Origin of the sequence: Curtobacterium sp. MCBD17_008, assembly GCF_003234475.1 — a bacterium.
Taxonomy (GTDB): Bacteria; Actinomycetota; Actinomycetes; order Actinomycetales; family Microbacteriaceae; genus Curtobacterium.
This window is the reverse complement of record NZ_QKTK01000005.1, coordinates 50,936-66,060: the sequence shown is the minus strand read 5'-3', so window position 1 is coordinate 66,060 and position 15,125 is coordinate 50,936. Positions and strand designations below refer to the sequence as shown.

The following is a 15,125-nucleotide window of genomic DNA, read 5'->3' as shown; positions in this document are numbered from 1 at the left end:
TGACGTGTCACCGGATTCCGGGGTGCTTCCCAGCGCCAGGGCCCGGTCCCGACGCCCGCGGGCATTACGCTCGTTCCCGATGAGCGACAACGAGAGCAAGAAGGCGCGCCGGAACGCTGCGCGCGAGCGTGCCCGCGAGGCCCGCCAGAAGGAGCAGGCCCGCCGGCGTCGGAACAAGACGCTGACGATCAGCGCGATCATCGTCGGGTCGCTCGCGGTCGTCGCGGTCGTCGTGCTCGTGATCGCGAACTCGATCCAGCCCGTCGGCCCGGGCCCGAAGAACATGGCGAGCGACGGTATCGTCCTCACCGGCGAGAGCGGCAAGATCGTGCCCGTCGAGACGAAGGCCATCCCCGAGGGCGGGGAGCCGACGCCGACGAAGCAGGACGACTCGGTCACGAACATCACCGTGTACGAGGACTACATGTGCCCGATCTGCAACCAGTTCGAGACCGGGAACATGGACCAGATCAAGCAGTGGGTCCAGGACGGCACGGCCACGCTCGAGGTGCACCCGTTCAACCTGCTCGACCGCGCCTCGCTCGGTTCGAAGTACTCGACCCGCTCCGCCGCCGCCGCGGCCTGCGTCGCGAACTACGACCCGGAGGCCTTCCTCGACGTCAACAGCGCGTTCTACGAGAACCAGCCGTCGGAGAACACCCGCGGGCTGAGCAACGACAAGCTGGCCGACATCGCGAAGCAGGCCGGCGCGACGAACGAGAAGGTGCAGTCCTGCATCACCGACCAGGAGTTCGCGGGCTGGGTCGCCGACGCCACGAACCGCGCGCTCACCGAGCCGCTGCCGAACTCCGACCTGCCGAAACTGACGGGCACCCCGACCGTCATCGTCAACGGCAAGCAGTACAACGGCCAGGGCACGAACTCGTGGGCCGACGCCCAGGCGTTCGCCGCCTTCGTCGAGGCGAACGGCGCGTCCGCGAAGTAACCCGAGCGCCGGTACGAGGACGGCCCCCGCACTCCGAGGAGTGCGGGGGCCGTCGTCGTCCCGGTCGGACACCGTCGGACCGGGACAGGTCAGTCGGATCAGGCGAACCAGAGCCCGAGCTCGCGGGCGGCGGACTCGGCCGAGTCGGAGCCGTGCACGAGGTTCTGCTGGACCTTGAGACCCCAGTCGCGACCGAGGTCACCGCGGATGGTGCCGGGGGCGGCCGAGGTCGGGTCGGTGGTGCCGGCGAGCGAGCGGAAACCGGCGATGACGCCGTTGCCCGCGACGCGCACGGCGACGAGCGGGCCGGACTGCATGAACTCCACGAGCGGCTCGAAGAACGGCTTGCCCTGGTGCTCCTCGTAGTGGCTGTCGAGCAGCTCGCGCGGCGCGGTCAGCATCTTCAGGTCGACGATCTCGTAGCCCTTCGCCTCGATCCGGCGGAGGATCTCACCGGTGAGCTGGCGGGCGACGCCGTCGGGCTTGACGAGGACGAGGGTCTCTTCGAGTTCGGACACAGCGGGACTCCCTGCGGTTCGAGGTGGGATGGATCAGTCCTCGCCGAGTGCGGCACGACGGGCGGCGTTCTGCCGGTCGAGCTGACCGCCCTTGACGAAGCAGAAGACCCACAACGCCAGGAACACCAGGCCCACCACGACCATGAAGGGCTCGATGAACCCGGTGGCGAGGATGGCCGCCTGCAGCAGCCACCCGAACCCTACACCGGCCCGGGAACCGGTCATCCGGGACGCGAGGAGGAGCACGACGATCGCCGCGATGCCCCCGCCGAAGGCGACGGCGGCCGGCAGCGTCTGCTTGCCGTAGACGACGAGCATCGGGAAGAAGAACATGAACGCCTCGAGGCCGAGCGTGATCGACAGCAGGCTCTCGCGGGCTCCGCGGTCACGACGCGGGCGCCGCACCCGCGGAGCGCGCGGCGGCCGGGAGGCACGCCCTGCGTCCGTCACTTCGTCCCGCCTTCCCGGTGCACCAGGTCCATGACCGCGCCCACCATGACGATCGACCCGGCGACGAGGACCATGGCGTCCTCGGCGTCCGCGTCGTCGGCCAGGTCACGGGCCTCCTGCAGGGCGCCGGCGAGCGACGGCTCGACGACGACCCGGTCGTTGCCGACCTCGTCGACGACGACCCGGGCGAACTCGTCCGCGTCCAGTGCACGCTCCCCCGGCGGCTGCGTCACGACGAAGGTCGCGACGGTGTCCTTGAGCGCACGGACGAACCCGCGGGCGTCCTTGTCGCGGAGGATCCCGACGACGCCGACGACGTGCTCCGACGGGAACGCCACCGGCAGCGCGTCGGCGAGGGCTTTGGCACCGTGCGGGTTGTGCGCGGCGTCGACCACGACGGTCGGCCCGGTCGCGATCGGCTGCAGGCGGCCCGGGCTCGTCGCGTTCGCGAGGCCCTCGCTGAGGACGTCCTCGTCGAGGGCCTGGCTGCCGCGGCCGAGGAACGACTCGACCGCGGCGATCGCGACGGCCGCGTTGTGCGCCTGGTGCGCGCCGAACAGCGGCACGAACAGGTCGTCGTACGCGCCCGCGATGCCCTGCACGCTGACGAGCTGCCCGCCGACGGCCGGGGTGTCGCTCGTGACCCGGAACGCCGACCCCTCCACCGCGAGGGCCGACTCGGTGAGTTCGGCCGCGCGCTCGAGCTCCGCGAGGGCCTCGGGCGTCTGCGCGCTCGTGACCACGGACGAGGACGGCTTGACGATGCCCGACTTCGTCCGGGCGATCTCGGCGACGGTGCTGCCGAGCTGCTTTGCGTGGTCGATGGCGATCGGGGTGAACACCTGCACCTGGCTCTGCACGACGTTGGTGGAGTCCCACTCGCCGCCCATGCCGACCTCGATCACGGCCACGTCGACGGGTGCCTCGGCGAAGCACGCGAGCGCCAGCACGGTCAGCGCCTCGAAGAACGTCAGCGGCTGCTCACCCTTCGCGGTGAGCTCGGAGTCGGTCATCTCGAGGATCGGGGTGATGTCGTCCCAGTTCTCGACGAACCGGCTCGGCTCGATGGGCTCGCCGTCGATGACGATGCGCTCCCGGATCGACACCAGGTGCGGGCTCGTCATGAGTCCGGTGCGGAGCCCGTGGGCGCGGACGATGCTCTCGGTCATCCGGGCGGTCGACGTCTTGCCGTTCGTCCCGGTGATGTGGATGACCGGGTACGCCAGGTGCGGGTCGCCCAGGAGCTCGACGGCACGACGGGTCGCGGTCAGACGCCGTTCGGGTGCCTGCTCCCCGATCCGGGCCATGAGCGCCGCTTCGACCCGCCGGACCTCGTCGTCGTCCCCGCCGTACGGCAGTTCCTCGCCGGGAGCGGTGTCGCCCGCCGGACCGACGGGGATCTCGATCCCGTCTGCGTCCTCCGCGGGGATCTCGTACTCGTTGCTGTCGCTCATGCGCGCTGGACCTCCACGGTCACCTTCGCTCCGTCGCCGACCGCGACGGTGTCCTCGTCCTGACCGAACGTCGTGGGCACGACCTGTACTCCGCCGGCGAGGGTCTCGTTCGCGATGAGCGTCTCGTGCACGCCGATCGCGGCTGCTGCCGTCTCGTCCGCACGGAGCGTCAGGACGATGCGGTCACCGACGTCGAGACCGGCGTCGCGTCGGGCCTGCTGCACGGCACGGACGACGTCGCGGGCGATGCCCTCGGCTTCGAGCTCCGGCGTGGTGACGGTGTCGAGGACAACGAACCCGCCGCCGTCGAGGAACGCCACGGCCTTGGACGTGTCGGCCACGGTGAGGTCGAGCGTGAACTCGCCCTCGACGAGGTCGATGCCGCCGACGGTCACGCCGGTCTCGGTCGCGGTCCAGTCGCCCCGTTTGGCGGCCGGGATGACCTGCTGCACGGCCTTGCCGATGCGGGGGCCGGCAGCGCGGGCGTTGACGGTGAGCTTCCGCTCGATGCCGTACTGCGCCAGGGACTCCTCGGCCTGCTGCTCGAGCACGACGCGCTTGACGTTGAGCTCGTCGCGGAGGATGTCCGCGAACGGCTCGACGGCCGCGGTGTCCGGCACGACGAGCGTCAGCGTGGCGAGGGGCAGACGGACGCGCTTGCCGGTCGCCTTGCGGAGCGCGAGGCCCTTCGACGCGACGTCCCGCACGCGGTCCATGGCCGTGACCAGGGCGTCGTCGGCGGGGAACTCGTCGGGCGACGGCCAGTCGGTCAGGTGCACGCTGCGGTCACCGGTCAGGCCCTTCCAGACCTCCTCGGTCACGAGCGGTGCCAGCGGCGCCGCCACCCGGGCGAGCGTCTCGAGGACCGTGAACAGCGTGTCGAACGCGGCACGGGCCTCCGCGGAGGTCTCCGCGCCGGCCCAGAACTTGTCCCGCGACCGCCGGACGTACCAGTTGGTGAGCACGTCGGCGAAGTCGCGGATCGCCTGCGCGGCCAGCGGGGTGTCGAGCGCGTCGAGGTGCGTCGTGACGTCGGCGACGAGCACACGGGTCTTCGCGAGCAGGTACCGGTCGAGCACGTCGGTGCTCGCGGTGCTGCGGCTCGCCTGGTACCCCGATTCCCCCGACGCGTTGGCGTAGAGGGTGAAGAAGTAGTACGTCGACCACAGCGGCAGGAGGAACTCGCGGACGCCCTGTCGGATGCCCTCCTCGGTGACGACGAGGTTGCCGCCGCGGATCACCGACGACGACATGAGGAACCAGCGCATCGCGTCGGCGCCGTCGCGGTGGAACACCTCGGACACGTCCGGGTAGTTCCGCAGGCTCTTCGACATCTTCTGCCCGTCGGAGCCGAGCACGATGCCGTGACTGATCACGTTCGTGAACGCCGGACGGTCGAACAGCGCGGTCGACAGCGCGTGCATGACGTAGAACCAGCCGCGGGTCTGCCCGATGTACTCCACGATGAAGTCCGCCGGGCTGTGGGTGTCGAACCACTCCCGGTTCTCGAACGGGTAGTGCACCTGCGCGTACGGCATCGAGCCGGAGTCGAACCAGACGTCGAACACGTCGGTGATCCGGCGCATGGTCGACTTCCCGGTAGGGTCGTCCGGGTTCGGTCGGGTCAGCTCGTCGATGAACGGCCGGTGCAGGTCGACCTCGCCCTCGGCGTTCCGGGGCAGGCGACCGAAGTCACGCTCGATCTCCTCGAGCGAGCCGTAGACGTCCTGACGCGGGTACTCCGGGTCGTCGGAGACCCACACCGGGATGGGCGTACCGAAGTAGCGGTTGCGGGAGACCGACCAGTCGATGGCGTTGCCGACCCACTTGCCGAACTGGCCGTCCTTCACGTTGTCCGGCACCCAGGTGATGTCCTGGTTGAGCTCGCCCATGCGGTCACGGAACTCGGTGACGCGGACGAACCACGACGAGACGGCCTTGTAGATGAGGGGCTTGCGGCAGCGCCAGCAGTGCGGGTAGCTGTGCTCGTACGACGCCTGGCGGAGGAGCCGGCCGGCGTCACGGACGGCCTTCGTCAGCGGCTTGTTCGCGTCGGACCAGAGCATCCCGGCGACCTCGCCGAACTGCGACGTGAACAGGCCGCCCTCGTCGAGGGAGAGCACCACGGGGATGCCCGCGGCCGCGCAGACCTCCTGGTCGTCGGCACCGTAGGCCGGGGCCTGGTGCACGATGCCGGTGCCCTCGCCCGTCTCGACGTACTCGGCGACGAGGACCTTCCAGCCGTTCTCCATGCCCTCGGTCTCCGACAGGAAGTCGAACAGGCGCTCGTAGGTCACGCCGTCGAGCTCCCGGCCCTCGATCGTCCGGGTGACGGCGTCGACGGCCTCCTCAACCGAGGCGTAGCCGAGGTCCTTCGCGTGCGCGGCGACCGTGTCGGACGCGAGCAGGTACGTCGCGGAACCGGCGGCGCCACCGTCAGCCGCGCCTCCCGGCCCGGCCGGCAGGACCGCGTACGCGATCGCCGGACCGACCGCGAGCGCAGCGTTGGTCGGCAGCGTCCAGGGGGTGGTCGTCCAGGCGAGGGCGCGGACGCCGGTCAGCCCGAGCTCCTCCGCACGCGCACCGGTCAGCGGGAACGCGACCGTGACGGACTGGTCCTGACGCATCTTGTAGACGTCGTCGTCCATGCGGAGCTCGTGGTTCGACAGCGGGGTCTGGTCGTTCCAGCAGTACGGCAGGACCCGGAAGCCCTCGTACGCCAGGCCCTTGTCCCACAGCGTCTTCCATGCCCAGAGGACGCTCTCCATGTACGTGACGTCGAGCGTCTTGTAGTCGTCCTCGAAGTCGACCCAGCGCGCCTGGCGGGTGACGTACTGCTGCCACTCGTCGGTGTACTGCAGGACGGACTGCTTGGCGGCTGCGTTGAAGACGTCGATGCCCATGGCGTCGATCTCGTGCTTCTCGGTGATGCCGAGCTGCCGCATCGCCTCGAGCTCGGCGGGCAGACCGTGGGTGTCCCACCCGAAGCGGCGGTGCACCTGCTTGCCACGCATGGTCTGGTAGCGCGGGAAGACGTCCTTCGCGTACCCGGTCAGCAGGTGGCCGTAGTGCGGCAGGCCGTTGGCGAACGGCGGGCCGTCGTAGAAGGTCCACTCGTCGCAGCCCTCGCGCTGGGCGATGGAGGCACGGAAGGTGTCGTCGCCCTTCCAGAAGGCGAGGATGCCGTCCTCGACCGAGGGGAAGGACGGGGACGGGGTCACGCCGTCGGGTTCGGAGTTCAGCGGGTACCGCACGGGAGGCTCCTGGAGGTCGGTGGAACTGGACCACGAGGACGGAGCCTGCGCTCCGCGGTACCACCTCGCTTGCCACGGACCGGCGCGCAACGCCTGCTCGTGACCACTCTGCGTCGGGGTGGTGTCGGTCCCGAACCCGCCCGGTTCTAGTGACGACCCCGTCGGTGCCGTGTTCTTCCGGGAGGCTCCCCGGTGATGGCCGGATCGATGCCTGTGGGACCGACTCTACCGGACGGGAGCATGCTGGAGCGATGCCCTCGTCGTCGTCCCCCGAGGCCCCGGAGACCGCTCCGGACGCCTCGTCCTCGCAGCAGAAGCCCGAGTCGCTGCTCACCGTCCTCATCGCCTTCGGGGCGAACCTGCTCGTCGCGATCGCGAAGTCGGTCGCCGCCCTCGTGTCGGGCTCGGCGTCGATGGTCGCCGAAGCCGCGCACTCGTGGGCGGACACCGGCAACGAGGTCTTCCTGCTCGTCGCGGAACGGCGGGGTGCCCGGAAGCGCGACGCGAGACACCCGCTCGGGTACGGCCGTGAGACGTACATCTGGTCGATGTTCGCCGCGTTCGGGCTCTTCACCGCGGGCGCGATCGTCTCCATCACGCACGGCATCGGCGAGCTCGGGGACACCGGCCCGGCCGAGGACGTCACCCTCAACTACATCGTGCTCGCGGTGTCGTTCTGTCTCGAGGGCACGAGCTTCCTGCAGGCGTTCCGGCAGGCCCGCGGCGCCGCGACGAAGCGACGGGTCCCGGTCCTCCGCCACGTGCTGCAGTCCTCGAACCCGACGCTCCGGGCCGTGTTCGCCGAGGACGCCGCCGCCCTGGTCGGCCTGGTCATCGCGTTCCTCGGGGTCTTCCTGCACCAGGTCACCGGGCTCGCCGTGTTCGACGCGATCGGGTCCATCGCCGTCGGGCTGCTGCTCGGGGTGGTCGCGATCGTCCTCATCGACCGCAACCGCCGGTTCCTGCTCGGGGAGAGCACGTCCCCGGAGCTCGAGAACGCCGTGCTCGTCGAGCTGCTCGCCCGGGAGCAGGTGGAGAGCGTGAGCTACCTGCACCTCGAGTTCGTCGGACCGTCCCGCGTCTACCTCGTCGCCGCGGTCGACCTCGTCGGCAACGACACCGAGGAGCACGTGGCCGCTCGGCTCCGCCGGATCGAGGACTCGCTGGAGCAGAGCCAGTACGTCGAGGAGGCGGTGCTCACGCTGTCCGTGCCGGGCGCCCCGGTCCTGCGGCCGACGAGCGACGACATCCCGGACGTGGTCCGGGACGGCACGGTCGAGGACGTGGCGTCCGGCGGCGCCGGCACGCTCCGCGCCTGACCCCCGGGACGGTCAGCAGTCGTCGTTCGTGAACTCCAGGTCGACGGTCTGGTCAGAGCCGGTGAAGACGTAGGAGTACCGCATCGCGATGTCCTCCTCGAGGATGTCGCGGGTCGCGTCCGTCGAGCAGAGGTTCGACAGCACCGAGTCACGGATCGTGCGCTCGGAGACGGCGGCCGGGTCGGCGTCCACCCGGTAGCGGTAGTGGATGGCCTCGTCCTCGGCCTCGACCCCGGTCCAGGTCGTGATCTCGTCGACCTGCCGCGGGAACGCGGTCTGCTCGGAGATCTTCGCGACACCCTCGTCGACGAGCTCCTGCTTGGACGGACCACCGAACGAGGCGAAGCCCCAGCGGACCAGCGCGGCGGCGATGACGAACGCCAGGATGCCCGCGATGGTGACGAGCGCTCGGCGACCCCGGGACTGCTGCGGGGGCTGGGTCCCGAACGCGGCGGCGCCGCCGGGCTGCGCGACCGGAGCGCCCGGACCCTGCCAGGGCTGCTGCGGGCCGCCCGGGTACTGCTGCCCGGGGACCTGCTGCGGGCCGGCCGGGTACTGCTGCCCGGGGACCTGCTGCGGGCCGCCGGGGTACTGCTGCTGCCCGGGCACCTGCGGCGCCGGGGGCGCCGGATCCTGCGGAGCCCCGGTGCGCGCGTCCCGTCCGCCGGTCCACTGCGGTGCCGGGGGCACCTGGCCCTGGTCGGCCGGGAGGCCCTGCCCACGGTCCGACAGACCGTCCGGCCCTCCGGTGTGGTCCGGATCCGGACCCGGTCCGGACGACGACGGCTGCTGATCGGCTGTGTCGGACACGGGTCCCCCTGATGTCGGTGGCCGTCCCCCTCGGACGGCGCATCCCGAACCTACCAGCGGACCGGGGCGGGCAGACCGGTGCTCCGGCCCGGCCCGGCCCGGCCAGGGTCGGCCTACCGCCTACCGCCTGCCGTCTGCCGTCTGCCGTCTGCGGCCTCGACCCGGCCGTGCCGGACCGGCACCTCGTTCCGGCACGGCCGGACCGGCGACAGCGGACCGGTGCGGCCAGACCGGCGCCGTCAGCGCGCGTCGAGCCCCGCGACCACGGGCGTCAGCGCGGCGCCGACGTACTCGACGAGCGGCCGTCGCGCGACGCCGTCCCGCACCCACACCCCGAACGCCGCGGCGGCGGCACCGAGCATCGCGCCCGCCACGGTCTGCGGCCAGAGCGACCCCGCGTGCTCCCCGGTCCGACCGGCGACGAAGGACGCGACCGCCTGGTGCTGCGCGGTCACCCGGGTGGCGACGCTCGCGACGAGTCCGTCGCCGACGTCCATCACCTCGGCCTGCGCGATCGCCCAGGGCACGCGCTCCGGGTCGTGCGCCCGGGCGGCGGCGAGCAGGGCCTCCTCGACGGCACGGACGGCGCTCGACTCGGTCGAGGACGCCAGGTGCCGCGGCAGGTCGGCGACCGCTGCGTCGAGGTCGAGCCACATGACGTCGGACTTGGCGGTGAAGTAGTTGAAGAAGGTGGCCCGACTCACCCCGGCACGGGCGGCGATCTGGTCCACCGTGGTCCGTCCGTAGCCCTGCTCCAGGAAGAGCTCGGCGGCGGCGTCCGCGAGCACCTCGGCGCTCGAGCGGCGCGGTCGCCCACCGCGGCGGATCGGTTCGTCCATGCCTCCAGTAAAGCGCTAGACTCGGCCAGCCATGATCTTGGACCCAGTACAGAAAAGCCCGGCGCTGCGGCGCATCGTGACCGGCGTCGCCGGCGCGGCCACGATCCTCCTGGCCGTCACCGCGTGCTCCGGCGCCGGTGCCGCCGGGGACAGCAGCACGCCCGTCAGCGGCGGCACGCTCACCTACGCCTCCGGCGACGCCGAGCCGACCTGCCTGGACCCGCACGTCGGCGGCAACTACCCGCAGGCGCTGCTGGCGACGCAGTACATCGAGGAACTGGTCGGGCTCGACGACGACGGGCGGCCGACGCCCGAGCTCGCCGAGAAGTGGACGACGAGCGACGACGGGAAGGTCCTCACGTTCACGCTCCGCGACGACGTCACCTTCACCGACGGCACCCCCTTCGACGCCGCGGCCGTGGTCGCGAACATCGAGCACGTGCAGGACCCGGCCACGGCCTCGAGCACCGGGTACCTCGCCCTGCAGTCGATCGAGAAGGCGACCGCCACCGACGACCACACGGTGACGCTGTCCCTCAGCCGTCCCGACGCCGCACTGCTCGAGTCGTTCTCGCAGCCGTGGGTCGGTATGGAGTCCCCGAAGGCACTCCAGCGGAAGCAGGCGACGAACTGCGAGTCCCCTGTCGGCACCGGCCCCTTCGCGGTCACCGGGTGGAAGCACGGCGACCGCGTCACGCTCGAACGGAACACGGCGTACACGCCGCTCGCCGGGTCGTCCACCGAGCCGCGCCTGGACGGACTCACCTGGCGGTTCCTGCCCGACTCGACCTCGCGGTACGCGGCCCTGCAGTCCGGCCAGGTCGACGTCATCGACAACGCCCAGCCCGACCAGCTCAAGGCAGCCTCGGCGAAGGGCAGCATCCGCGACCTCGACGCTCCCCGCCCGGGTGCGTCGAACCGCCTCGAGTTGAACTCGGGCCACGGCGTCTTCCGCGACGAGTCCGTCCGCGAGGCGTTCATCGCAGCGGCCGAGATCGACCCGGGCCTGCGGTCGCTCTTCCTCGGCACCGCGAAGCGCTCGTACTCCGTGCTGTCGAGCGTCGAGCCGACGTCGTACTCGGACGAGTCGTTGTTCGCGTACGACCCGGCCGAGGCGAAGCGTCTGCTCGACGAGGCCGGCTGGAAGACCAACAGCGACGGCGTCCGCGAGAAGGACGGGAAGACCCTGACCGTCACGTTCCCGGTGTCGACGAACCAGTCCGTCCCCGCCGAGCGCAGCCTGTTCCAGCAGATCCAGGCGTCCGAGGCCGAGGTCGGCATCGAGGTCCGGCTGCAGGAACTCGACCTGTCGAGCTGGTACGCGGCACTCGCGGAGAACCAGTACGACGTCGTCAGCGCCCCGTACACGAAGGTCGGCCCGGACGTCCTCCGCATCCTGTACGACTCCGCCTCGATCACCCCGGCACCGTCGGGCTACTTCGCGAACCTCGCGCAGCTCGACGACCCGGCCCTCGACGAACTGCTCGAGAAGGCGTCGCAGACCTCGGACGCGAACGAGCGAGCGGACCTGGTCGAGCAGGCACAGCGGACGATCCTCGAGAGCCGGACGGTCCTGCCGCTCTACGACCAGCAGAACCACTTCCTGTACCGCTCGGCCGTCCACGGCATCTCGACCACGTCGGTCTCGACGCCGTGGTTCGGCACGGCGTGGATCGCGCGCTGATCCCCTTGCGTCGCATCTGGGCCCGCGCCGCCGGTTCCCGGCGGACGCGCCAGCGGCCGACGGGCCGTGCCGGTGGGGAGAGGTCCGGTGCCCGTCCGGCACGCCAGCCCGTCCGTGCGGGCTGGGTGCGCTGGACGGTGCGCCGCGTCCTCGGCGGCATCGGGGTGCTCTGGGCCGTCGCCACGATCGTGTTCGTCGCGATCCGTCTCATCCCGGGTGATCCCGCCCTCGCGATCCTCGGCGGGCCGGGGTCCCAGGCGTCGGCCGAGGCGGTGGCCCAGGTGCGGTCCGAGTACGGGCTCGACCAGCCCGTCCTCGTGCAGTACCTGGTGTTCCTCAGTCGTCTGGCGACGGGGCAGCTCGGGGACTCGTACGCCTTCCGGACGCCGGTGTCGACGCTCCTCGCGCAGGAGTTGCCCGTGACGCTGACCCTCGCGGTCGCCGGGCTCGGGGTCGCCTGGCTGCTGGCGGTCGTGGCCGCGTGGTGGTCGACGCAACGAGGCCGGACAGCGGCGCTGCTGACCACCGGCCTGGCCGTCACCGCCAGCGTGATGCCGCACTTCTGGCTCGGCAGCGTGCTCATCGTGGTGTTCGCCAGCTCCCTGGGGTGGGTGCCCGCCGTGAGCGACGGCACGCTGCGCGGCTGGGTCCTGCCCGTGCTCGTCGTCGCGGTGCCGGTCGCCGGGTACCTGGCCGAGACGATCCGCGACGGCGTGGTGGACGCGCAACGGTCCGCCTTCGCGCTGGCCGCAAGGGGTCGTGGGGAGTCCCGCGCCGGTCTGTTCGGTCGCCATCTGCTCCGGCACGCCGCACTCCCCGGGATCGCCCTGTCCGCCTGGGCCTTCGGGTCGCTCGTGTCCGGGGCCGTCGTCGTCGAGTCGGTGTTCGCGCTCCCCGGGATCGGCCGGGCGCTCGTGACCGCGGTGACGCAGCGGGACATGCCCCTCGTCGCGGGGATCGCGCTCGTGTCGGCGGCGGCGTACGTCGTCGTGCTCGCCGTGGCCGACCTCGTCGAGCGCGCGGTCGACCCGCGTGGCGGCCAGCCCGCCGATGAGCGGGGCGGCCCGTCGGCCGGCGCCCGCCGTGGTCAGCGGCGTCGGCCACCGGAGGTCGTCCTGGCACCGACCGTGGCGGCGCCGGTCACGGGCGGCGGGACAGACGGATCCGGGACGCCGGACCAGGCGGAGGCACGGTGAGCGGCATCCTCGACCCGGGCCTCCCGTCCGGCACCGAGCCGGTCGCTCCCGGACCCGGCACCGACCCCGACGGCAGGTCCGGCGGCACGCCGACCAGGCCGTCCGAGACGTCCGGCGCACGCGCCGGACGCCGGTCCGAGCGATTCCGTGGGGGGACGCTCGGGCCGGCAGGCACCATCGCGGCCGCCGTGGTGGCGGTCGCGGTGATCGCCGCCCTGTGGCCGGCGCTGCTCGGCGGCGCGCACCCGCTGGCGGTCTCCCCGGCCGAGGCTCTCTTGCCACCAGGCCCGGGTCGTCCGTTCGGCACCGACGAGTCGGGCCGGGACGTCCTGGCGCGGGTGGTCGCCGGGACCCGGGCGTCGCTGCTGGTCGGCGTCGTCGCCACGCTCGTCGGCGGCGTGACCGGCGTGCTGCTCGGCGTCCTGGCCGGGCTCGGTGGACGGGTGGTCGACGCGGTCGTCGGTCGGGTGACCGAGGTCGCCTTCGCGCTGCCGCTGCTGCTCGTCGCGCTCGTCGTCATCGCGGTGACCGGCCCGGGTCCGGTGCCGGCCATGCTCGCCGTCGGGTTCGCGACCGCGCCGGGGTACGCCCGGATCGTGCGGGGGCTGGTCCGGACCGCGCGGGCGTCGCAGGTGGTCGAGACCGCCGTGCTCCTCGGCCGCTCCCCCGCCGCGATCGTGTTCCGCCACGTGCTGCCCGCCGCCCTCTGGCCGATCGTCGCCGTCGGCACGCTCGGCATCGGTCAGGCGGTGGTGTGGGCATCGGCCCTGAGCTACCTCGGCGTCGGGACACCGCCACCCGCGCCGGAGTGGGGCGCCATGCTCGCCGACGGCCGCACCTACCTGCAGACGGCCCCGTGGATGAGCACGTTCCCGGGCCTCGCGATCGTCGTCCTCGCGACAGCGGTGACGGTGCTCGGTCGGGCGCTCCGCCGACGTGGGGATGCTCGGTGAGCAGCGCCGGGACCGCCGAGCCCGTCCTCGACGTCGCGGGGCTCGCTGCCACCGTCGGGACGACGACGCTCGTCGAGGACGTCGACCTCCACGTCGCCCCGGGTGAGCTGGTCGCCCTGGTCGGCGCCTCCGGTTCCGGCAAGTCGGTCACCGTCCGGGCTGCGCTCGGGCTCTCCGCGGACGGCGTCCGCATCGGCGCCCGCCGGCTCGTGCTCGCCGGGCGCGATGTCCGCGCGTTGTCCGATCGGCGGTGGCGCGACGTCCGGGGACGCCTCGTCGGCTACGTCGGCCAGGAGGCCCTCGGCGCCCTGGACCCGCTCCGTCCCGTCGGGCGGGAGGTGGCCGACGCACTCCGGCTGCACACCGACCTGACCGCTCGCGAGCGTGTCGACGCCGTGGGAGCGGCGCTCGAGGCGGTCGGACTCGACCCCGCGCTCGCCACGGAGGGGCGCACAGCCGGGACACTGTCCGGCGGGATGCGGCAGCGGGCGCTCATCGCCGCGGCCACGATCGCGGACCCCGGGCTGCTCGTCGCCGACGAGCCGACGACCGCGCTCGACGCCGGCATCGCCCTCACCGTGATGGAGCAGCTCCGCGCGGCGCAGCTGCACGGCACCGGGGTGCTCGTCGTGACGCACGACCTCGGGCTCGTCGCGGGGTGGGCCGACCGGGTCGTCGTGATGCACGGCGGACGGGTCGTCGAGGACGGGCGGACCGCGGACGTGCTCGGATCACCCCGGCACGAGGCGACGCGGGCACTCGTCCGGGCGGCGCGGACGGCTGACGGCCCCCTGCGCGGCGGTCCGATCGCCGGCGTCCGCGGTGCCGACGTCGGGGCCGCAGGCGTCGTGATCGCCGATGCCGCAGCTGCCGGCCGTCCCGTCGAGACCCCCGTGCTCGCGGCGCATGCACTCCGCCGGACCTACGCCGGGGTCCCGGCGGTCCGCGAGGTGTCGCTCCGGGTCGACCGTGGTCGGGTGCTCGGCATCGTCGGGGCCTCGGGTTCCGGCAAGACGACCGTGGCGCGGATGCTCCTCGGGCTCGAGACCCCCGACGACGGCACGGTCGCCCTCGGCGGCGAGCCCTGGGCGCCGCTGCCCGAACGGGACCGTCGCCATCGTCGCCCGCGGATCGCCGCGGTCGTACAGGACCCCGGCGCGACGTTCGACGAACGGTGGGACGTCGACCGGGTCCTCGCGGACGCGCTCACCGGCGGCCGGGCTCGGCGCGCGACCGGACCCCTCGGCGACCGGGTGGCGACGGCGCTCCGGCAGGTCGGGCTCGACCCCGCGCTCCGGCGTCGCTCCCCCCGCACCCTGTCCGGCGGGCAGCGGCAGCGGCTCGCGATCGCCCGGGCCCTCGCGACCGAGCCCGAGGTGATGGTGCTCGACGAGCCCGTCACCGCCCTCGACGCGACCGTGCAGGACGCCGTGCTGACACTGCTCGAACGGCTCCGGGACGAGACCGGTGTCGCGATGGTGTTCGTGTCGCACGACCTCCGGGCCGTCCGGCGGCTGGCCGACGACGTGCTCGTCGTGCACGAGGGCGCCGTCGTCGAGTCCGGTCCCGCCGGCGTGCTCCTCGAGCAGCCCACGCATCCGGTCACCGTGCGACTCGTTCGTGCCGCCGAACGGCTCACCGCCGGCCCGACCGAGCCCGCCTGACCCGGGCTCCCGGAGCGGCCGGGACCGCCCCGACTCGT

Annotated in this window: 12 protein-coding genes; 6 read left to right on the top strand and 6 right to left on the bottom strand. The window is 72.5% G+C overall.

Annotated elements, in window-relative coordinates; all coding sequences use genetic code 11:
* Positions 1-79 precede the first annotated feature (79 nt).
* The gene (locus tag DEI95_RS06635) at positions 80-946 is read left to right on the top strand and encodes a thioredoxin domain-containing protein (RefSeq protein WP_110823829.1); all 867 of its coding nucleotides are present in this window, start codon (positions 80-82) and stop codon (positions 944-946) included.
* A 98-nt stretch (positions 947-1,044) separates the two neighbouring features.
* Here DEI95_RS06635 and ndk read toward each other — a convergent pair whose 3' ends face one another.
* Genes ndk through ileS form a run of 4 tightly spaced genes read right to left on the bottom strand, consistent with a single transcriptional unit; the run spans position 1,045 to position 6,622 of the window.
* Positions 1,045-1,464, bottom strand: a complete 420-nt coding sequence (gene ndk, locus DEI95_RS06630) for a nucleoside-diphosphate kinase (RefSeq protein ID WP_110823828.1) — start codon at positions 1,462-1,464, stop codon at positions 1,045-1,047.
* Between the two features lie 33 nt (positions 1,465-1,497).
* Positions 1,498-1,914 (bottom strand): DUF4233 domain-containing protein, encoded by a 417-nt coding sequence (locus tag DEI95_RS06625; RefSeq protein ID WP_111059760.1) that lies wholly within the window; start codon positions 1,912-1,914, stop codon positions 1,498-1,500.
* A complete protein-coding gene (locus DEI95_RS06620; RefSeq protein ID WP_111059759.1) occupies positions 1,911-3,368 on the bottom strand; it encodes a folylpolyglutamate synthase/dihydrofolate synthase family protein in 1,458 nt (485 codons plus the stop codon). The genes DEI95_RS06625 and DEI95_RS06620 overlap by 4 nt, the downstream gene beginning before the upstream one ends.
* Complete coding sequence (gene ileS / locus DEI95_RS06615) at positions 3,365-6,622, bottom strand: isoleucine--tRNA ligase (RefSeq protein WP_111059758.1); 3,258 nt, start codon at positions 6,620-6,622, stop codon at positions 3,365-3,367. Before ileS ends, DEI95_RS06620 begins: the two co-directional genes overlap by 4 nt.
* Before the next feature lie 251 nt (positions 6,623-6,873).
* Here ileS and DEI95_RS06610 point away from each other — a divergent pair, with 251 nt between their 5' ends.
* The gene (locus DEI95_RS06610; RefSeq protein WP_110823824.1) at positions 6,874-7,941 is read left to right on the top strand and encodes a cation diffusion facilitator family transporter; all 1,068 of its coding nucleotides are present in this window, start codon (positions 6,874-6,876) and stop codon (positions 7,939-7,941) included.
* A gap of 12 nt (positions 7,942-7,953) precedes the next feature.
* Here DEI95_RS06610 and DEI95_RS06605 read toward each other — a convergent pair whose 3' ends face one another.
* Complete coding sequence (locus tag DEI95_RS06605) at positions 7,954-8,751, bottom strand: hypothetical protein (RefSeq protein WP_111059757.1); 798 nt, start codon at positions 8,749-8,751, stop codon at positions 7,954-7,956.
* A 239-nt stretch (positions 8,752-8,990) separates the two neighbouring features.
* Positions 8,991-9,590 carry a TetR/AcrR family transcriptional regulator gene (locus tag DEI95_RS06600; RefSeq protein WP_110900697.1) on the bottom strand — a complete coding sequence of 200 codons (600 nt, stop codon included), beginning with the start codon at positions 9,588-9,590 and terminating at the stop codon, positions 8,991-8,993.
* Positions 9,591-9,621: 31 nt separating this feature from the next.
* Between DEI95_RS06600 and DEI95_RS06595 the strand changes: the two genes are divergently transcribed.
* The 4 genes from DEI95_RS06595 (at position 9,622) to DEI95_RS06580 (ending at position 15,087) form a co-directional block, all read left to right on the top strand.
* The gene (locus DEI95_RS06595; protein ID WP_111059756.1) at positions 9,622-11,274 is read left to right on the top strand and encodes an ABC transporter substrate-binding protein; all 1,653 of its coding nucleotides are present in this window, start codon (positions 9,622-9,624) and stop codon (positions 11,272-11,274) included.
* A gap of 137 nt (positions 11,275-11,411) precedes the next feature.
* Positions 11,412-12,470, top strand: coding sequence for an ABC transporter permease (locus tag DEI95_RS06590; RefSeq protein WP_258367507.1), 1,059 nt, complete (start codon positions 11,412-11,414; stop codon positions 12,468-12,470).
* Positions 12,467-13,423, top strand: coding sequence for an ABC transporter permease (locus DEI95_RS06585; protein ID WP_258367506.1), 957 nt, complete (start codon positions 12,467-12,469; stop codon positions 13,421-13,423). The genes DEI95_RS06590 and DEI95_RS06585 overlap by 4 nt, the downstream gene beginning before the upstream one ends.
* Positions 13,420-15,087, top strand: a complete 1,668-nt coding sequence (locus DEI95_RS06580; RefSeq protein ID WP_181436219.1) for an ABC transporter ATP-binding protein — start codon at positions 13,420-13,422, stop codon at positions 15,085-15,087. Before DEI95_RS06585 ends, DEI95_RS06580 begins: the two co-directional genes overlap by 4 nt.
* The last annotated feature ends 38 nt before the right edge of the window (positions 15,088-15,125 follow it).

Bases quoted from the DNA above. Each gene is read 5' to 3' on its own strand.
- DEI95_RS06610 (WP_110823824.1), top strand. From the start codon at position 6,874: ATGCCCTCGTCGTCGTCCCCCGAGGCCCCGGAGACCGCTCCGGACGCC.
- DEI95_RS06620 (WP_111059759.1), bottom strand. From the start codon at position 3,368: ATGAGCGACAGCAACGAGTACGAGATCCCCGCGGAGGACGCAGACGGG.
- DEI95_RS06600 (WP_110900697.1), bottom strand. From the start codon at position 9,590: ATGGACGAACCGATCCGCCGCGGTGGGCGACCGCGCCGCTCGAGCGCC.
- DEI95_RS06635 (WP_110823829.1), top strand. From the start codon at position 80: ATGAGCGACAACGAGAGCAAGAAGGCGCGCCGGAACGCTGCGCGCGAG.
- DEI95_RS06595 (WP_111059756.1), top strand. From the start codon at position 9,622: ATGATCTTGGACCCAGTACAGAAAAGCCCGGCGCTGCGGCGCATCGTG.